Raw genomic sequence first — 18,338 nt, 5'->3', positions numbered from 1 at the left:
TTGCGCCCGTTCAAAGGATATGCGCAAAAGCGTCACAATTCCAAGCAGTTTGTGCAGTGCGGGATTAATTATCGCTGCATGGCCGGTGAAATATGCTGCGCAGCAGCGGACAGCTTGATGCCGCGGCAAGGCGCGGCTTGCTTGCGACGCATGGGTGCCCTGCCGATTTCCGGTTTGACTCGCGATTTGGAAAGGGCAAGAAAAGTCTTCAACGACACAACATCAGCTTGAAGTTTGGAGAACAGAATGCCCGCTTCCAATGCCATCGTCGTCGCCAGCGCCGCGCGCACACCGGTCGGTTCCTTCAACGGCGCTTTCGCCGCCACCCCGGCGCACGAGCTTGGCGCCGTCGTCGTAAGGGAATTGTTGTCGCGCGCCGGCGTCGAGGCGGCCGAGGTCGACGAGGTCATTCTTGGCCAGGTTTTGACCGCGGCCCAAGGGCAGAACCCTGCCCGCCAGGCTTCGATCCTCGCCGGGCTGCCCAGGGAAACCACTGCCTGGGGCCTCAACCAGGTGTGCGGCTCAGGCCTGCGCGCCATCGCGCTCGGCATGCAGCAGATCGCCACCGGCGACGCCAAGGTGGTTGTTGCCGGCGGCCAGGAATCGATGTCGCTGTCGCCGCACGCCCAGCACCTGCGCGCTGGCGTCAAGATGGGCGACTACAAGATGATCGACACCATGATCAAGGATGGCTTGTGGGATGCCTTCAACGGCTATCACATGGGCAACACCGCCGAGAACGTCGCCCGCCAGTTCCAGATCACCCGCGAAGACCAGGACCAGTTCGCGCTGGCCTCGCAGAACAAGGCCGAGGCCGCGCAGAAGGCCGGCCGGTTCAAGGACGAGATCGTCGCGTTCACCATCAAGGGCAAGAAGGGCGATACAATTGTCGACCAGGACGAATACATCCGCCATGGCGCGACGCTGGATGCCATGACCAAGCTGAAGCCGGCCTTCGACAAGGAGGGCACTGTGACCGCCGCCAATGCCTCCGGCATCAACGACGGCGCCGCCGGCGCGCTTTTGATGAGCGAAGCGGAAGCTGCCAGGCGGGGCATCACCCCGCTGGCGCGCATCGTCTCCTGGGCGACCGCGGGCGTCGACCCGGCGATCATGGGCACCGGCCCGATTCCCGCCTCGCGAAAGGCGCTGGAAAAGGCCGGCTGGTCAGTCGGTGATCTCGACCTGATCGAGGCCAACGAGGCCTTCGCCGCGCAGGCCTGTGCGGTGAACAAGGACATGGGCTGGGATCCCTCGATCGTCAACGTCAATGGCGGCGCCATCGCCATCGGCCACCCGATCGGCGCCTCTGGCGCGCGCATTTTCAACACGCTGGTCCACGAGATGCGCCGAAGAGGTGCCAAGAAGGGTCTCGCCACGCTGTGCATCGGCGGCGGCATGGGCGTCGCCATGTGCGTCGAAGCGCTCTAAAAGAGAAGAGCATGGGGAGTAGCGAATAGGGAAGAACGGCGTCAGCGCAACGGGCTATCTGATCCCTGCCGCTATTCGCTGCTCCCCATTCACTCTCCCGACCAAAGGGAGGGAACGCATGACCAAGGTTGCAATCGTCACGGGCGGATCGCGCGGCATCGGCGCGGCAATATCGATGGCGCTGAAGGAAGCCGGCTATTCGGTTGCCGCCAACTACGCCGGCAATGACGAGGCGGCGAGCAAGTTCACGGCCTCGACCGGCATCAAGACCTATAAATGGTCGGTCGCCGACTACGACGCCTGCGCCGCGGGCATCAAGCAGGTCGAGGCCGATCTCGGCCCGGTCGCGGTGCTGGTCAACAACGCCGGCATCACGCGCGACGCCATGTTCCACAAGCTGACGCGTGAGCAGTGGAAGGAGGTCATCGACACCAATCTCTCCGGCGTTTTCAACATGACCCATCCGCTGTGGAGCGGCATGCGCGACCGCAAGTTCGGCCGCGTCATCACCATCTCCTCCATCAACGGCCAGAAGGGCCAGGCCGGCCAGGTCAACTACTCCGCGGCCAAGGCCGGCGACATCGGTTTCTCGAAGGCTCTGGCCCAGGAAGGGGCCCGCGCGGGCATCACCGTCAACATCATCTGCCCAGGCTATATCGCCACCGAAATGGTCCGGGCGATCGACGAAAAGGTGCTCAACGAACGCATCATCCCGCAAATTCCGGTCGGGCGCCTCGGCGAGCCGGAGGAGATCGCGCGTTGCGTCGTCTTCCTTGCCTCCGAGGACGCCGGCTTCATCACGGGATCGACCATCACCGCCAATGGCGGCCAGTACTTCGCCTGAGGCCGGACTGCCGGCTTCCCGGTACCGATTTGAAGGAGGACTCGTTCGCCATCCGCTTCGCATGTCCGTGACACCGTCCGATGATGGCTGTCGGTCTGCTGTTCCAATCCGGCACGCAAAGGTTAATGGCGCCAGCGGGGAGTGTGCAAAACTGCATGGACAAGCTGTGCATTGTCGGTGGAAAACCCGTGCGCAACACTACATCTTGTCGTGAACAAACAGGGAAAATGCCGACATCGCCGATTCGTAACCCTTTCGTTCCATGTTTGGCCGCAATGTTAACGAGAGCAGCCGGAATCGCCCGTCAAACCGTTAATTTCTCTTAAGAAAAGTCAATAATTTCATAAGCTTGGATGAAGCAGGCGGGGCTGTGTAACGGCTCTGCCGGCAAAAGTTAACGGCGACTCTCCCTTAGCATGAAACGGGCCAATTCCGTGATTCAGCATGTGGTAAGGGTCATCAGCCAAAACTCCACATCTAGCCGTGAACAAAACCTGAATCCGGGCGAGTCAGCGATTCGTCGCCGATTCGTTCCAGACTCGTTCCAACCCTTAATCAGCAGCCGAACCGAAGTTTGACGGAGGCGGCTTCGAACCGACGGCGGAACATTCCGCTTTCGCTTCGCGTCTGAAATCCCTATGTGTCGCCTGTCATACGCGCCACCCGAGGCGTGCTCCCGACAATGAGAGGCCAGAAAGCCTTATTTCCGAGCCGATGAACATCAGTCCGAAACCCACCGAGCCGCTGATCCTGTCGGGTCGCGACGTGACTGCCGTGCTTGGGCCGACCAACACAGGCAAGACCCACCTCGCCATCGAGCGCATGGTGGCGCATGAAAGCGGCATCATCGGCCTGCCGCTCAGGCTGCTGGCGCGAGAGGTCTATACCCGCGTCTGCGAAAAGGTCGGTGCCAACAAGGTGGCGCTCATCACCGGCGAGGAGAAGATCCAGCCGCCAGGCGCCAAATATTCGGTCTGCACCGTCGAAGCCATGCCGCGCGAGACCGACGCCGCCTTCGTCGCGATCGATGAGGTTCAGCTTGCCGGAGACCTCGAGCGCGGCCACATCTTCACCGACCGCATCCTGCACCTGCGCGGCCGCCAGGAGACGCTGCTGCTCGGCGCCGCCACCATGCACGGCATCTTGCAGCGCCTGTTGAAAGGTGTCTCGGTGGTGACGCGGCCGCGGCTGTCGCATCTGGCCTATGCCGGTTCGAAGAAGCTGACCCGCTTGCCCCGGCGCACAGCGATCGTCGCCTTCTCCGCCGACGAGGTTTATGCCATCGCCGAACTGATCCGCCGCCAGCAGGGCGGTGCGGCCGTCGTGCTTGGTGCGCTCTCGCCCCGCACCCGCAACGCCCAGGTGGCGCTGTTTCAGTCAGGCGACGTCGACTATCTCGTCGCCACCGATGCCATCGGCATGGGCCTTAACCTCGATCTCGACCATGTCGCCTTCGCCCAGAACCGCAAGTTCGATGGCTACCAGTATCGCAACCTGACGGCGGCCGAACTTGGCCAGATCGCCGGGCGCGCCGGCCGGCACCTGCGCGACGGCACCTTCGGCGTCACCGGCCAGGTCGACCCGCTGGACGAGGAGCTGGTCAAAAAGATCGAAAGCCACGACTTCGACCCGGTGAAGGTGCTGCAATGGCGCACAGCGCGTTTCAACTTCGCCAGCCTCGACGCGCTGAAGCGCTCGATCGAGACCAACGCCCCGGTGGAAGGCCTGACCCGTGCGCTGCCGGCAGTCGATGCGCAGGCGCTCGAGCATCTCTCTCGTGACGAAGACATCCGCGCGTTGGCTACCGATGCCAGGCGCGTCGCGCTGCTGTGGGAGGCTTGCGCGCTCCCCGACTACCGCAAGATTGCGCCGGCCCAGCACGCCGACCTCATTGCGTCGATCTACATGGATCTCGCCAGGCACGGCCATGTCGACGAGAATTACATGGCCGAGCAGGTGCGCCGCGCCGATACCACCGAGGGCGATATCGATACGCTGTCGCATCGCATCGCCCAGATCCGCACCTGGACATTCGTGTCGAACCGGCCCGGCTGGCTGGCCGATCAGGCACACTGGCAGGAAAAGACACGCGAAATCGAAGACAGATTGTCGGATGCGCTGCATGAGCGGTTGACGAAACGCTTCGTAGACCGCAGGACTTCCGTCCTCATGCGGCGCCTTAGAGAAAATACCATGCCTGAAGCCGAAATAAGCCCAACCGGAACCGTCCTCGTCGAAGGCCACCATGTCGGCGAGTTGCAGGGATTCCGTTTCACCGCCGATCAGAGCGCTGGCGGCGAAGACGCCAAGGCCGTGCGCGCGGCCGCCCAGAAGGCGCTGGCGGCGGAGTTCGAGGCACGCGCCGAACGCTTCGGCGCCTGCGCCAATGGCGACATTGCGCTCGGTTCCGACGGCACGCTGCGCTGGATCGGCGCGCCGATCGGCACGCTGGTTGCCGGCGAAGACGCGCTGAAGCCACGCCTGGTGCTTTTGGCCGATGAACAACTGACCGGCCCGGCGCGTGACAAGGTCGCCGCGCGCGCCGAGCGCTTCGTCAATTTCCAGATCGAATCCCTGCTGAAGCCGCTGGCCGATTTGAAGAATGCCGAGCAGCTATCAGGCATCGGCCGCGGCATTGCCTTCCAGTTGGTCGAGAATTTCGGCCTTATCAACCGCCGCGACATCGCCGAGGAGATGAAGTCGCTCGACCAGGAAGGCCGCGCGGCATTGCGCCGGCTGGGCGTGCGCTTCGGCGCCTATCATGTCTTCGTGCCGGCGCTGATCAAGCCAGCGCCCGCGGGACTGGTGACGTTGCTGTGGGCGCTGAAAAACGACGGCAAGGATAAGCCCGGCTTCGGCGACGTCGTCCATGCGCTGGCATCGGGCCGCACCTCGGTGGTCATCGATCCGGCTTTCGACAAGGCCTTTTACAAGCTTGCCGGCTACCGCAATCTCGGCCGCCGCGCCGTGCGCATCGACATTCTGGAACGGCTGGCCGACCTGATCCGCCCGGCGACCAACTGGAAGCCCGGCCTCGGCCAGCGTCCGGATGGCGCCTATGACGGCCAGTCTTTCATGGTGACGCCGCCGATGATGTCGATCCTCGGCGCCACCGCCGATGACATGGAAGAAATCCTGAAAGGTCTTGGCTACCGCGCCGAACCGAAGCCGGCTGTCGAAGTCAAGGCACGGCTGGAAGCGCAGGACAACGCCGCCCGGGAAGCCGTGGCGGCCAAGCTGGCAGCGGAAGAGTCCGCGCGCGCCGAGCAGGCCAAGGCGGCGGAGGCGGCTGCGGCGGACACGCCTGCGGAGACATCAGCGGAAGATCCGGAAACTGCGACTGCCCAGACCGCCGTCGAAATTCCTGCTGAACCCATTGCGGAAGCGGCCGAGTCTGTTGCGGAAGAACAACCCGAAGCTCCAGCCGAAGCCACGGAAGAGGTTGCGCCTGCAGCAGAAGCCGTCCTTGAGACTCCTGCCGCCGAAAGCGCCGACGCTCTCACTTCCCCCTCGACGGGGGCGGTCGCGGAGCGAAGCGGCGCTGGTGGGGGTGGCAGCGCCGACGCTCCCCAACAGGGACAGGATGAAGCCGGCGTGCCCGCCGCGGAAGCCGAAGAGCCTAAGCCGATCCTGTTGTGGCGGCAGGGCCGCTTCGACCAGTGGCCTCGTCACCGTCACCACGAGAACCGCGCCCGTCCGCGCAACGGCCAGGCGGCGCGCTCCGATGCCCCGGCGGATGCCGCTGGCGGCCAGCCCGGCACCCGGCCCGTCCATGAAGGGCGCCGCGATGGCGCCGGCAAGCCGCGTTTCGATCGCTCGAAGTTCAAGCCCAGGCCGCAAGGCGAAGGCGGGGAACGGCGGGAGGGCAAGCCGCAGGGCGAGCGTTCTGACCGCCGTGAAGGCCGGCCGGGCGGCAGGCCGGAAGGCAAGGGAGGCCCGCAGGGCGGCAAGCCCTCGTTTCAGGCAAAACCTCGCGATGAGCGCCCGGCTCGCTTCGATCCCGACTCTCCCTTCGCCAAGCTCGCCGCTTTGCGCGACCAGCTGAAGAAATAGCCGCACAGGATCCGATGGTCGCCCCGATGGCCACCGACCGCCAGCGTATCGACAAATGGCTGTTCTTCTCGCGCGCGGTGAAATCGCGCTCGCTGGCCGCCAAACTGGTCGTGGCCGGCCGGGTGCGCATCAATCGCGACAAAGCAGCGCAGGCCTCCGACCTGGTCAAGCCCGGCGACGTCCTGACCATCACGCTGGAGCGGCGCATCTTCGTCTGGAAGGTGCTCGATGCGGGAAGCCGGCGCGGCCCCGCCGTGGAGGCACGCACGCTCTACGAAGACATGTCGCCTGCCGCGCCGACGGGCGAGGCGCCTCCCGACGCGATCCCAGGGCTGCGCGAGGCCGGAAGCGGCCGCCCGACGAAGAAGGAGCGCCGCGAGACCGACCGCCTGCTTGGCGACGACTGACCGCCGGTGCACGGAGGGAGCATGTATGTTCTTCCACGCCGCCGACACAACGGTCCGGGCACATGACCGATGCCCGCCATTGCCGACCCGTTGGAATTCCATTCCGGCAATGCCGGCATGGCCGGAATGGCCGCCCTTGCAAGCGAGCGCCAAAGGCGTTACCTCACGGAAAAAGCCAACAAAAACGGGATGTCCCGGAGCAGATCGATGACCTATGTCGTGACCGACAACTGCATCAAATGCAAATATATGGACTGCATCGAGGTCTGTCCGGTCGACTGTTTCTACGAGGGCGAGAACATGCTCGTCATCCATCCCGACGAGTGCATCGACTGCGGTGTCTGTGAGCCGGAATGCCCCGCCGACGCGATTAAGCCCGATACGGAGTCGGGCCTCGACAAATGGCTGCAGATAAACACCGAATACGCCGAGAAATGGCCTAATATCACCGCCAAGAAGGAGCCGCCGGCCGACGCCAAGGCCTTCGATGGCGAGGCCGGCAAGTTCGAGAAATATTTCTCGGCTGAACCCGGAGAAGGCGACTGACAGCGCTGCCGTTTCAACCGGCATGACGCGGCGTAAGAGGTACGGCCTATTAACCGCCTTGACAGGCGGCGTGGACCTGTGGCCTTCGCTTATGCAGCAAAACCTTGATTCTTCCGACTTTTTGTGTTACATGAGCGAAACATGCCGGTGACACAACGTCGATTTATGGCGCTAACGCCCCAAATCACTGAAAGGTGAAAATCCCATATCGGACCAGAGCGATCTGGGCCAGGCGATCGCAATCGTGCGGTTTGCCGGTCCCGGCTTTTCCGGTGGGTTCATCTGTTGTGCGGCTAATGATCGGTAACCCGATCGCGCGAGTTCAGCCGGCACCGCCGCCGGCCCACAACAAGGAGTTCAGGGCGTAATGGCAACGATCACCCCGCAGAAGAAGTCCACCGCTGCACGTCACGGTTTCAAGACCGGCGAGTACATCGTCTATCCGGCGCATGGTGTCGGCCAGATCGTCTCGATCGACGAGCAGGAAGTGGCCGGGCACAAGCTGGAACTGTTCGTCATCGATTTCCAGAAGGACAAGATGCGTCTCAAGGTGCCGGTCGCCAAGGCAACCTCGATCGGCATGCGCAAGCTGTCGGAAGAGGATTACGTCGAGCGCGCACTGAAGGTCGTGCAAGGCCGCGCCCGCGTCAAGCGCACGATGTGGTCGCGTCGCGCGCAGGAATATGATGCCAAGATCAATTCCGGCGACCTGATCTCGATCTCGGAAGTTGTTCGCGACCTTTACCGCGCCGACAACCAGCCGGAGCAGTCCTATTCCGAACGCCAGCTCTACGAGGCCGCGCTCGACCGCATGGCCCGCGAGATCGCCGCCGTCAACCGCATGTCGGAGACCGAAGCCGTGCGCCTGATCGAGGTCAACCTCAACAAGGGCCCTAAGCGCGGCGCCAAGGCCGACAATGAGGAAGCCGAGCAGGAAGAAGCTGCCTGAGGCCTTGCGCCTTATGAGTTTCTGAAAAACCCGGCCTCGCGCCGGGTTTTTTGTTGCAGGCAATATTGGAAAGTTGGTGCACGCCCCTCGGTGTGCAATCTTCACAGGAACGTTATGCGGGCCGCTTCCTGCTTGCCTTGGGCGAAACCGGCACGGGCCGCGGGGATGCGGGTCGCCAGATCCATCTGGTTGGTGCCCATTGCGGCGCGGGAATCGACGTCAGGCGTGATCACCACCACCCGGCTGCCCTGCTGGCGCAGGGCTTCGACCTCGCTTGCAAGGTCCGCCCCCGGCGGTCTGCGCAGGCCCTCGAACTGGCCTTCCGGTAGCGGCCCGCTCCGTCCGCTGAACGGCGAGAGCACGATCACGTTCGCATAGCCCGACGCAAGGTCGGCATTATCGGCGGAGCGCACGCCACCCGAGATGTAGCGAACGCCATTGATGCTGTGCGTAGGCCCCGCACCGGGCAGCGCGGTGCTCGCGGTGGCCGCGTCAACCAGATCGACGCCGGAATCGCGGTCGAACGCAGCCAGTTCACCGGTAAGCGCGTCGACGGCCACCACGAGCATCGGCCTTTCCGGCCATTCATGACGAGGCAATCTGGCGGCGACCAATGCGCGCCGCTGTTTGGCCACTTCAGGTCCGAATTTGGCATCGCTCTCCAATCCGAATGCGCCCATCGCCCGTTGCAGATCGGCTGCAGAGATAGCGGCGGCGGAAATGGAACGCATCCGCTCGAACACACTATCCATCGACGGGAACGGCGGTTGACGGCTCTGTCCGGCCGGTTGAACCGGCAGCGGGGACAGCACCGCAGCCAGCAGTTCGCCCGGCGGAATGCCGCTGCGCACCTGCACTGCCGCATTGGCGCCTGCGGAGGTTCCGATCACCAGATCGGCGGCCTCCGTCAGATCGACACCAGCTTCGGCGAGGCCCGCGATGATGCCGATCAGCCAGGCATTTCCGGCGGCCCCGCCACCACCGAGAACAAGAGCAACGTTGCGAACCATCAGCCCACTATCGCAGCCCGTGAGCATTCCCGTCCATCGAAATAACAGACCGTGCCTTGCGGCGGGTTCACAAGGAGCAACGCTCGCAGAGTAAGTGGCAGCGCAGGCCTACGAAGGGATATTCCCGCCTTCTCCCCCACCCTCCTTCTCCGCCATTTCCTGCTTTAGCGTCGCGATGAATCGCCTTGTCCGTTCGCGCTCCGGATTGCCGAACAGCACCGCCGCGGGGCCTTTTTCGACGACAATGCCGGCGTCGAGGAAAACCACCTCGCGAGCGATCTTTGAAGCAAGCCGCAGATCGTGCGTGGCCATCACCATCGTCGTCCCCTCGCTGGCGAGCCGGCCGAGCACGTCGACGACTTCCTGCGCCAGTTCCGGGTCGAGCGCGGAGGTCGGCTCGTCGCACAAAAGCACCTTTGGCGACGGCGCCAGCGCCCGGGCGATCGCTACCCGCTGCTGCTGGCCGCCCGACAGCGTTGCCGGCCAGGCATCGACCTTGTGTGCCATGCCGACTTTTTCCAGCAGCGCGAGTGCCCGTTCGCGCGCCCGTGCCTGCGGCCACTTCAGCACCGTCACCAGCCCTTCCATGACGTTCTCGATCGCGGTGCGATGGGGGAACAGCTGGAAGTTCTGGAACACCATGCCGGTCTGCAGCCGCAGCCGCTGAATGTCCCGGGCCGCCACCTTCGCTCCCGGATGGAACTCCAGCGCCTGATCGCCGATACGCACTGTGCCCGAGGTTGGGATCTCAAGCAGGTTGATGCAGCGCAGCAGCGTACTTTTGCCACCACCCGAAGGACCGACCAGCGCAGTGACGCTGCCTTCGGAAATGGCAACCGTCACGCCCTTCAGCACGAGATTGTCGCCGAAGCGCTTTTCGATGTTGGCAAGGTCGATCACGAGCGCGCCTCCAGGAACCCGCCATAGCGGTTGAGCCGCGCCTCCAGCCGCGTCTGCAAGGCCGACAGCACCGAACTCATCGCCAGATAGAGGACCGCCGCCTCGACATAGAGGATCAGCGGCTCATAGGTTGTGGCGACGATGCGCTGCGCGGCCTGGAACATTTCCGGCACGGTGATGGCGGCGGCCAGCGACGTGTCCTTGACCAGCGAGATGAAGGTGTTGGAGAGCGGCGGCACCGCCACGCGCCCGGCCTGCGGCAGGATGGTGCGGCGCATCGCCTGGCTCCAGGTCATGCCGATCGAATAGGCCGCCTCCCATTGCCCCTTTGGCACCGCGCCTATCGCCGCGCGAACGATTTCCGACGAGTAGGCGCCGATATTGAGCGTGAAGCCGATCAACGCCGCGGGAAACGCGTCGAGCAGGATGCCGACCGAGGGCAGGCCGTAGAAGATCAGGAACAGCTGCACCAGGAGCGGCGTGCCGCGGAATATCCAGACGTAGAAGCGCGCCACCGCGACCAGGGGCATTGGCCCAAAGAGCCGGATCAGCGCGGTTCCGAGACCGACGCTCAAGCCAAGCACAAAGGAGAGGAGCGTCAGCGGTACGGTGAAGATCAACGCGGCCCATAGCAGCGAAGGCAGCGATTCCAGCATCAGTTGCAGCCAGTGCGGCACGAAAGGCTCCTTCTTGCGACTGCCGTATATCACGCGAAAGGCGGCGGGCCGTCAAAACGGTCCGCCGCCGGGCGATGTCGCGCGGGCCGCCAGCGGCCCGGCCGTAAATTACTTCGAAACGTCCTGGCCGAAATACTTGTCTGCGATCTTCTGATAGGTGCCGTCGGCCTTGATGTCGGCCAGCGCCTTGTTGATCGCGGCAACCAGTTCCGGGTCGCCCTTGCGCACGATGACGCCGGAATAGTCGGCGTTCTCTTCCTGCGCGGCAATTTTTACATTGGCATCCGGCTTGTGCTTCTTGAAATCGAGGAAGGACAGGCTGTCATTGATGGTTGCGTCGGCGCGGCCGGTCAGAAGCAGCTGGATCGACTGGTCGAACCCGTCGGTGCCGACCAGTTCGGCGCCGTTGGTCTCGGCAAGCTTGCCGAAATTCGAAGTCAGCGACTGCGCCGACTTCTTGCCCTTGAGATCGGCGAAGCTCTTGATGTCGGTGTTGTCGCCGCGCACGATCAGCACTGCCTTGGAGGCGATGTAGGGGTCGGAGAAATCGTATTTCGCCTTGCGGGCGTCGGTGATGCCGACTTCGTTGATGACCGCGTCATAGCGGTTCGCATCGAGGCCCGCGATCAGCCCGTCCCATTTGCCCTCGAGGAACTCGACCTTCACGCCGAGCTTGTCGCCGATCGCCTTGGCGATTTCGACATCGAAGCCGACCAGCGCTCCGCCGGCATCATGATAGGTAAAGGGTGCGTAGGTGCCCTCCGTGCCGACCTTGATGACGCCGGCCTGCTTGATCTGATCGAGATTGGCGCCGGCATAGCCTGCGGTGACAGCCAGAACCTGCAAGGTTCCGGCGACGATGAGCGACTTGAGCCATTTCATTTTTCTGTGATCCCGTCCTGGCCTGATATCCGGCATGGTGTGAGCGCTGGAAATTGACAGATGTGAGTTGAAAAAATAAGGAATGGAATTTCAAAAACATCCATTATTCGGAATTAGATTCTACAATTGACGTTTTTGGCGGCGCCTCGAACCCGCCCGGAGTTTTTTCGCGCAGCTTCCACGCCGCGCCGCCGGCGGCGGAACCTTTCCCGCGCATGGCACGTTTTGCGTTCGTTGTAGGGCAGGACGCCGTCATTTCAAGTCGAGGCGGCTGCCGGGCTTCGAAATGACATCCGTATCGCCTGAGCCAGGGAGCGCCTCATGATGGAAGACACGGCAGGACGGATCATGGTCCGCGCGGCAATGAGAGCTCCCTATCTCGAACGCGACGAGGAGCTGCGGCTGGCGCTGCGCTGGAAAAAGGACAACGACCAGAACGCGCTGCACAGCATCACCGTGGCCCATATGCGCCTGGTCATTTCCATGGCCTCCAAATTCCGCCATTACGGCCTGCCGCTTGGCGATCTGGTCCAGGAGGGCCATGTCGGCCTGCTCGAAGCCGCGGCCCGATTCGAGCCGGAGCGCGAGGTGCGGTTTTCGACCTATGCAACGTGGTGGATCCGGGCCTCTATGCAGGATTACATCCTGCGCAACTGGTCGATCGTGCGCGGCGGTACCAGCTCGGCGCAGAAGGCCCTGTTCTTCAACCTGCGACGCCTGCGCGCCCGGCTGGCGAACGGAGCGGCGGAACCGCTTTCGAACACGACGCTGTACCGGGAAGTTTCAGCGGCTCTCGGCGTCTCCGAAGCCGACGTCGCGCTGATGGATTCGCGTCTCTCGGCGCCCGACTCCTCCCTCAATGTCCCGCTTGCCGACGACGGGGGCGCGACCGAGCGGATGGACTTCCTGGTGTCGGATGATCCGTTGCCCGACGAGGTCGTCAGCGACACCATCGATATCGAACGCCGCTCGGTATGGCTGAAGGCGGCGCTTGCCGCGCTCAACGCGCGTGAGCTGCGCATCATCGAGGAGCGTCGACTGAGCGACGAGGGCGCCACGCTCGAAGCGCTCGGCGAGACGCTCGGCATTTCCAAGGAACGCGTCCGGCAGATCGAGGCCCGCGCTATGGAAAAGCTGAAAGTGGCGCTGGTGAAGCAGAATCCGGAATTCCTTGCCAACGCCGCCTAGATCAATTCCAGGAAAGCGTGTAACGGTTTTCCGTCGGGGGATTGCGAAAAAGATAGAGCGGGTCAGGCCGACAATCGGCTATTTGTCGGTGACGATCTTGACCTTGTCGCCGGCCGACACCGCAGCGCCAGGCGACAGCGCGTTGAGCACCCGGAACAGGTCGAGCTTGCGGTCGACGCCGACCATCTGCGCCGAAAGCGAACCCATCGTCTGCCCCGGCTGGACGGTGACCACGCGGATATGCAGCGGCTTCAGCGCCGCCTTTTCGGCGGCACTCAGAATGCGGAACGAGCCGCTGACGGAACGCGCCACGGTGTCCAGCGACGTGCTGGCGGACGGTGCCGCCGTCAGCAGCCGGTAGACCTGGCCGCCGGCCCGGATTACCGCGATGTCGAACTGCCAGCCTTCGGCGCCGGCATGCGCCGTCGCCGCCTCGTTGCCGTTGATCGTTTCCTGCCTGACGCTCGCGTCATCGAGGCCGGCCACCCAGCCGCTCCTGATATAGTCGGTCAGGGCTCGGTTCTTGTCGATCGACACGCCGTCGAAGCGGATCGCAATGTCGCCCGGCCCGGTCGCCGTCACCGCGGCGGCCGAATTGTCGATGATGAAGCCCTCCGGCACGGAGAAGGACACGCCCAGGCCCGGATGCAGAAAGGTCTCGCCGCGCACATAGCCTTCTTCCGGCGTGTCGCCGTAAAGCAGGCCGTCTATGCCGGCGAGGAAGGCGTCACGATCACGGGTGCCGACGCCGGGCGGACCGAACTGGCGGGCATGACGTTGTGCCAGGTCGATACGCTGCGGCGTATTGGGATGCGTTGCCAGGAAATCGAGGCTGGCGTCGGTGGCGCCGCTGATCGAGCGGAAATCGGTATAGGCCGACATGGACTGCAGGAAGCGGCCGGCGGCGTAAGGATCGTAGCCGGCTTCGCCGATCGACTTGATGCCGATCGCGTCGGCCTCCAGTTCCTGGTTGCGCGAAAACTGCGCCAGTCTCAGCTTGCCGCGGATCAGCGCCGCCTTGGCTGTCGGGCTGTCGCCGAGCACGTCGGAAACGACCTTGGTGGCGAGCCCCTCCTCGGCCTCGAGCTGCTGGCGCTGCAAGCCGTGGTTGGCGGTGACGTGGCCCATCTCATGCGCGATGACGGCGGCGAGCTCGGCCGAATCATTGGCCAGTGCCAACAGGCCGCGCGTGACGTAGAGATAGCCGCCCGGCAGCGCGAAGGCGTTGACGTTGGGCGAATTGAGGATGGTGATGCGATAGGTCTGGGTCGGATTGGCCGACACCACCGTCAGGCTGCCGACGACCTTGGCGACCATGCGCTCGAGCTTGGGATCGGAATATTCGCCGCCATAGGTCGCCAGGATGCGTGGATGCTGCGCCTTGGCCAGTTCGGCCAATTTGCTATTGGCCGCCACATTGTCGACCGTGATGGGTTTGTCGGAAGGCTGGAAGCCGGATTCCTGGACTTCCGGAGGCGTGAACATCTGGCAGCTTGCCAGTGCCACGGCAAAGCCGGCCAGCGCCAGAAAGCGCGCCAGCATTTTCCCTCTTGGTCTTTCCGTGCCGGTCGGCAGAACGGCTTCCTTTCGGGTCTGGCGCATGCCCGCGAAAATCGGGGCGATCCTCGCAGGGGCTCATGCGCAAATCAAAGCGTTACAGCATCCATGACATCGCAACGCGCGGCGGATGCTGCAGGCAAATCACGGCCTGCACCGGACCGATACTGGGCGGACCTAGCCACACTACCTCTGTCATGGCAAGCAATCGCCCCGGCGCCAGGAGCCGGTTTGAGCGTAAATTATGTCCGCTTCCGGGCAATATCTCGTGATCCAGCCTCCCAGGTGCTTGTGCCAACATAGCGCCGGAAAACTTCAGGACCAGCCCCGGCAAAGAAATCATCCGCCTTGCCCTTGGCGGCAACCATGCCATTGTCGAGGAACACCACCTCCTCGCAGATACGGCGCGCGTCCTGTGGCTGATGCGTGACGAACAGCAGCGTCATGCCGCGCTCGGCATGCAGGTCGGCGACAAGATCGAGCATGTCGTCGCGCAAGGCAGGTCCGAGCGAAGCGAAAGGCTCGTCCAGGAGAAGCACCGGTCGGTCGCGAACCAGCACGCGCGCCAATGCGACACGCTGGCGTTCGCCTCCCGAAAGCTCGCGCGGCAGACGCCCTTCCTTGCCCGCGAGGCCGGTGCGCGCAATCGCCTCCGCGATATCAGCGCGGTCGGCTTCGGTCAGCCGTAGCGAGGGCGAGCGGCCGAGCCCGACATTCTGTTCGACGGAAAGATGGGCAAAAAGGTTGTTTTCCTGGAACACCATCGACACCGGCCGCGCCGAAGGCGGCACCGCGCCGACATCGGCGCCGCCGATCAGCACGCGGCCGGCCTGCGGCGTTTCGAAGCCCGCCACCAGATTGAGCAGCGTCGACTTGCCCGAGCCGCTCGGCCCCATGATGGCGGTGATTTTCGACGTGGCGAAATCGACATCGAAGATGAGCGGCGCTTCGCCGTAGCTGAACGAGACCCTGTCCAGCCGCACCTCGGCTCCCCTTGCCGCACCATTGGTCGCGCCCGCAGCCATCAGGCTCGTTCTCCGCTTCCCAGCCAGCTCGCCGCCAGCACAAGCGCAAGGCAGACCAGACCGAGCAGCAGCGCCAGGCCGGCGGCGTCCTCGGTACGGTAGCTGCCCATGCGCGCGAGCAGAAGATAGGGCAAGGTCTGCACGGAATCACTGCCGAACAGTGCGATGACGCCGAGATCGCCAAGCGACAGCGCCATGGCAAAAGCGAAGGCGGTGGCCAGCGGCCGTCGCAGCGACGGCCAGTCCACCAACCGCAACCGGGCCCAGCCCGCAATGCCCAAAAGCGCACAGAGCCGCTCATGGCGTTCGCTCGCCGCGTCATAGGCGGGGCGGATGGCGCGGATGGCGAAAGGCATCGCCATGACGGCGTTGACGGTGACGACCATGACCGGGGCTGTGGCAAAGACGTCGCCGACATGGCGCAACAGAAGGAACCAGCCGGCGCCGATGACGATGGGCGGCACCACCAGGACGAAGCCGGCGCCGGTGTCGGCGGCGTGTTCGAGCAAGGTCCGTGGACCGGAGCGGCGCTTCAGGGCCAGCACGCGGCGCGCCATGGTGAGCGAAAGCGACAGCACGACCGACAGCAGCGCCGACAGGAACGCCAGCACCGCGCTGGTCAGCGTCGCCTGCCGCACCGCCGCCTCGCCGGCGAGACGGCCGAGGTCGGCGCCGATGCCTGACATCGCCGTCGCCGCCATCGGCCCGGCGACAAACAACAGAGCCAGGACGACGAGCGCGGCGTTCAGCGCGGTCTCGGTCCTGCCGGCCGAGACGTAGCGGCGCGGCGCCACCGGTAGATTGGCGTCACCGGTGGTGCTGGCGCCGAGCCGTGTCAATGCCAGCACCACGACAAAGGTCAGCGCGATCTGCAGCAGCGTCAGCGCCACCGCCCGCGCGGGATCGAAATCGAAGCGCAGCGCCTGGTAGATGCCGACCTCCAGCGTGGTCGCGCCGGGGCCGCCGCCCAGCGTCAGCACGATGGTGAAGGATGTGACGCAGAGCATGAACACCAATCCGGCGACGCCCGGCAAGGCGGCGCGCAATGTCGGCCATTCGATCAGCCGGAAAGCCGGTGCGGCCCCCATGCCGAGCTGGCTCGCCAGCCGCCATTGGTCGGCTTGGATGGTTTGCAGCGCTTCGAGGAACAGCCGCGTGGCCAGCGGCAGGTTGAAGAAGACATGAGCAACAAGGATGCCGGACAGGCCATAAATGCCCGGCCAATTGTAACCGCCGACGGCACCAAGAAAGCCGGCGAAATAGCCGGCACGGCCATAAAGCGCCAGGATGCCGAGAGCCGCCACGATCGCCGGCAGCGCCAATGGTAGCGCGAAGAGCTGCAGGATGAAGCCGCGGCCGGGAAAGCGTGGATGCCGCGACAGCGCGCGGGCCACGAACAGCGCGGGCATGACCGAAAGCAGCGTCGAAAGGATTGCTTGCCAGAGCGTGAAACGGACGACGCGCAGGAGATAGGGATCGAAGGCGCTCCAGGCGCCGGAGACATCGTGGGCACCTTCGAAGACGAGGCCGGCAAACGCGCCGCCGATCAGAAGCGCGATGGCGGCAAGCGCGAGGATGCCGGCGGAGATGCGGGGATCAGACGCGCGTTGCACGAAAGACCTTTAACATGCGTCGCGTTCCGTCGCGCCCCCCTCTGTCCTGCCGGACATCTCCCCCACAAGGAGGGAGATTGGCAGTTTCCGCGCCTCGCTCATTCCTGCAACGTTGGCGATTGGCGAAATCACCGATGACAGCCGATCTCCCCCCTTGTGGGCGAGGTGTCCGGCAGGACAGAGGGGGATGCCGTAGGGCTGTCATCTCACGATGACTAGCCTGCAAACACTACTTGCTCATCACCGCCAGCCATTCATCCACCCATGCCTTGCGGTTGGCCGCGACCTCCTCGGGACTGAACAGCAAGGTCTTGGTCGGCTTGACCAGTCTGCCGAAGGCCGGATTGAGCGGCTTGTCGGTCTTGCCGGCCGGGAACATCCAGTTGGTCTCGGGGATGGCATCCTGGAATTTCGGGCCGGTCATGAAGGCGATGAATTTTTCCGCCAGCGGATTCTTGGCTCCCGTTCTGGTGATGCCGGCGACCTCGATCTGCAGATATTCGCCCTCCTCGAACGAAGCTGCCTGGTAGCGCTCGGTGTTCTCGGCAACCATGTGGTAGGCGGGCGAGGTCGTGTAGGACAACACCATCGGCGCCTCGCCCTTGGTGAACAGGCCGTAGGCCTCGCTCCAACCCGGCGTCACGGTCAAGACCTTCGCCTTAAGCTTGGCCCAGGCCTCCGGCGCCTTGTCGCCATAGACCGACTTCACCCACAACAGCAGGCCGAGGCCCGGCGTCGAGGTGCGCGGATCCTGGATGACGATCTTGTCGTCGGCGCTGCCCTCGACCAATTCCTTCAGGCTCTTGGGCGGCGTCTTCAGCTTCTGCGTGTCATAGACGACGGCGAAATAGCCATAGTCATACGGGACAAAGATGTCGTCGTTCCAGCCGCCCGGCACATTGAGCCCGGTCACGGCGCCATGCGGCGCAAACAGGCCGGTGGCCTTGGCATCGGCGGTGAGATTGGTGTCGAGGCCCAGCACGATGTCGGCCTTGGTCGCGACCCCTTCCAGCTTGACGCGGTTGAGCAGCGCGACGCCGTCGGCGACCGAGACGAAGTCGACATCGCAGCCGCATTCGGCCTCGAATTCCTTCTTCACCACCGGGCCGGGACCCCAGTCGGCGGTGAAGCTCTCATAAGTGTAGACGGTGAGCTTGTCCTTGGCCAAGGCTGGCCCGGACAGAACCACGACCATTGCAGAGACAAGGGCGGATAAAAGCGTGCGCATCGGCGCCTCCTTCGTTCGGGTTAAAGGA

Annotated in this window: 16 protein-coding genes; 7 read left to right on the top strand and 9 right to left on the bottom strand. The window is 64.1% G+C overall.

Annotated features, from left to right (window positions below; genetic code table 11):
- Positions 1–68: 68 nt before the first annotated feature.
- Positions 69–266, bottom strand: a complete 198-nt coding sequence (locus LB551_RS23955; RefSeq protein WP_224660617.1) for a hypothetical protein — start codon at positions 264–266, stop codon at positions 69–71.
- Between LB551_RS23955 and LB551_RS23950 the strand changes: the two genes are divergently transcribed.
- From LB551_RS23950 to LB551_RS23925, 6 genes are all read left to right on the top strand, one after another.
- Positions 247–1,431: an acetyl-CoA C-acetyltransferase gene (locus LB551_RS23950; RefSeq protein ID WP_224660616.1), complete on the top strand. Its 1,185-nt coding sequence runs from the start codon at positions 247–249 to the stop codon at positions 1,429–1,431. The genes LB551_RS23955 and LB551_RS23950 overlap by 20 nt on opposite strands.
- 118 nt (positions 1,432–1,549) lie before the next feature.
- Entirely contained in the window at positions 1,550–2,275 is a 726-nt protein-coding gene (gene phbB, locus LB551_RS23945) for an acetoacetyl-CoA reductase (protein ID WP_224660615.1), read from the top strand.
- A gap of 714 nt (positions 2,276–2,989) precedes the next feature.
- Entirely contained in the window at positions 2,990–6,328 is a 3,339-nt protein-coding gene (locus LB551_RS23940) for a helicase-related protein (RefSeq protein ID WP_224660614.1), read from the top strand.
- A 26-nt stretch (positions 6,329–6,354) separates the two neighbouring features.
- Positions 6,355–6,735 carry an RNA-binding S4 domain-containing protein gene (locus tag LB551_RS23935; RefSeq protein WP_224660613.1) on the top strand — a complete coding sequence of 127 codons (381 nt, stop codon included), beginning with the start codon at positions 6,355–6,357 and terminating at the stop codon, positions 6,733–6,735.
- A gap of 207 nt (positions 6,736–6,942) precedes the next feature.
- On the top strand, positions 6,943–7,281 hold the full coding sequence (gene fdxA, locus LB551_RS23930; protein WP_140493333.1) for a ferredoxin FdxA: 339 nt from the start codon (positions 6,943–6,945) through the stop codon (positions 7,279–7,281).
- A gap of 367 nt (positions 7,282–7,648) precedes the next feature.
- Positions 7,649–8,230: a CarD family transcriptional regulator gene (locus LB551_RS23925; protein WP_006327799.1), complete on the top strand. Its 582-nt coding sequence runs from the start codon at positions 7,649–7,651 to the stop codon at positions 8,228–8,230.
- A gap of 101 nt (positions 8,231–8,331) precedes the next feature.
- Here the strand turns inward: LB551_RS23925 and LB551_RS23920 are convergent, their stop codons facing one another.
- The 4 genes from LB551_RS23920 to LB551_RS23905 all read right to left on the bottom strand — a co-directional run bounded on the left by LB551_RS23920 (position 8,332) and on the right by LB551_RS23905 (position 11,699).
- Positions 8,332–9,240, bottom strand: a complete 909-nt coding sequence (locus LB551_RS23920) for a patatin-like phospholipase family protein (protein WP_224660612.1) — start codon at positions 9,238–9,240, stop codon at positions 8,332–8,334.
- A 108-nt stretch (positions 9,241–9,348) separates the two neighbouring features.
- A complete protein-coding gene (locus LB551_RS23915; RefSeq protein WP_224660611.1) occupies positions 9,349–10,140 on the bottom strand; it encodes an amino acid ABC transporter ATP-binding protein in 792 nt (263 codons plus the stop codon).
- Positions 10,137–10,817, bottom strand: a complete 681-nt coding sequence (locus tag LB551_RS23910) for an ABC transporter permease subunit (protein WP_224660610.1) — start codon at positions 10,815–10,817, stop codon at positions 10,137–10,139. Before LB551_RS23910 ends, LB551_RS23915 begins: the two co-directional genes overlap by 4 nt.
- 108 nt (positions 10,818–10,925) lie before the next feature.
- The gene (locus LB551_RS23905; protein ID WP_224660609.1) at positions 10,926–11,699 is read right to left on the bottom strand and encodes an amino acid ABC transporter substrate-binding protein; all 774 of its coding nucleotides are present in this window, start codon (positions 11,697–11,699) and stop codon (positions 10,926–10,928) included.
- A gap of 321 nt (positions 11,700–12,020) precedes the next feature.
- Here LB551_RS23905 and LB551_RS23900 point away from each other — a divergent pair, with 321 nt between their 5' ends.
- Entirely contained in the window at positions 12,021–12,887 is an 867-nt protein-coding gene (locus tag LB551_RS23900) for an RNA polymerase factor sigma-32 (protein WP_140550873.1), read from the top strand.
- 78 nt (positions 12,888–12,965) lie between these two features.
- Here the strand turns inward: LB551_RS23900 and LB551_RS23895 are convergent, their stop codons facing one another.
- The 4 genes from LB551_RS23895 to thiB all read right to left on the bottom strand — a co-directional run bounded on the left by LB551_RS23895 (position 12,966) and on the right by thiB (position 18,310).
- Complete coding sequence (locus LB551_RS23895) at positions 12,966–14,429, bottom strand: M48 family metalloprotease (RefSeq protein ID WP_140550872.1); 1,464 nt, start codon at positions 14,427–14,429, stop codon at positions 12,966–12,968.
- Positions 14,430–14,686: 257 nt separating this feature from the next.
- Positions 14,687–15,469 (bottom strand): thiamine ABC transporter ATP-binding protein, encoded by a 783-nt coding sequence (thiQ, locus tag LB551_RS23890; protein ID WP_224660608.1) that lies wholly within the window; start codon positions 15,467–15,469, stop codon positions 14,687–14,689.
- Complete coding sequence (gene thiP / locus LB551_RS23885; protein WP_224660607.1) at positions 15,469–17,082, bottom strand: thiamine/thiamine pyrophosphate ABC transporter permease; 1,614 nt, start codon at positions 17,080–17,082, stop codon at positions 15,469–15,471. The genes thiQ and thiP overlap by 1 nt, the downstream gene beginning before the upstream one ends.
- 229 nt (positions 17,083–17,311) lie before the next feature.
- Complete coding sequence (gene thiB, locus LB551_RS23880; protein ID WP_224660606.1) at positions 17,312–18,310, bottom strand: thiamine ABC transporter substrate binding subunit; 999 nt, start codon at positions 18,308–18,310, stop codon at positions 17,312–17,314.
- Between the last annotated feature and the right edge of the window lie 28 nt (positions 18,311–18,338).

The sequence above is a fragment of the Mesorhizobium sp. BR1-1-2 genome (assembly GCF_020165435.1).
Lineage (GTDB): Bacteria > Pseudomonadota > Alphaproteobacteria > Rhizobiales > Rhizobiaceae > Mesorhizobium.
This window is presented reverse-complemented; position numbering and strand designations above follow the sequence as displayed.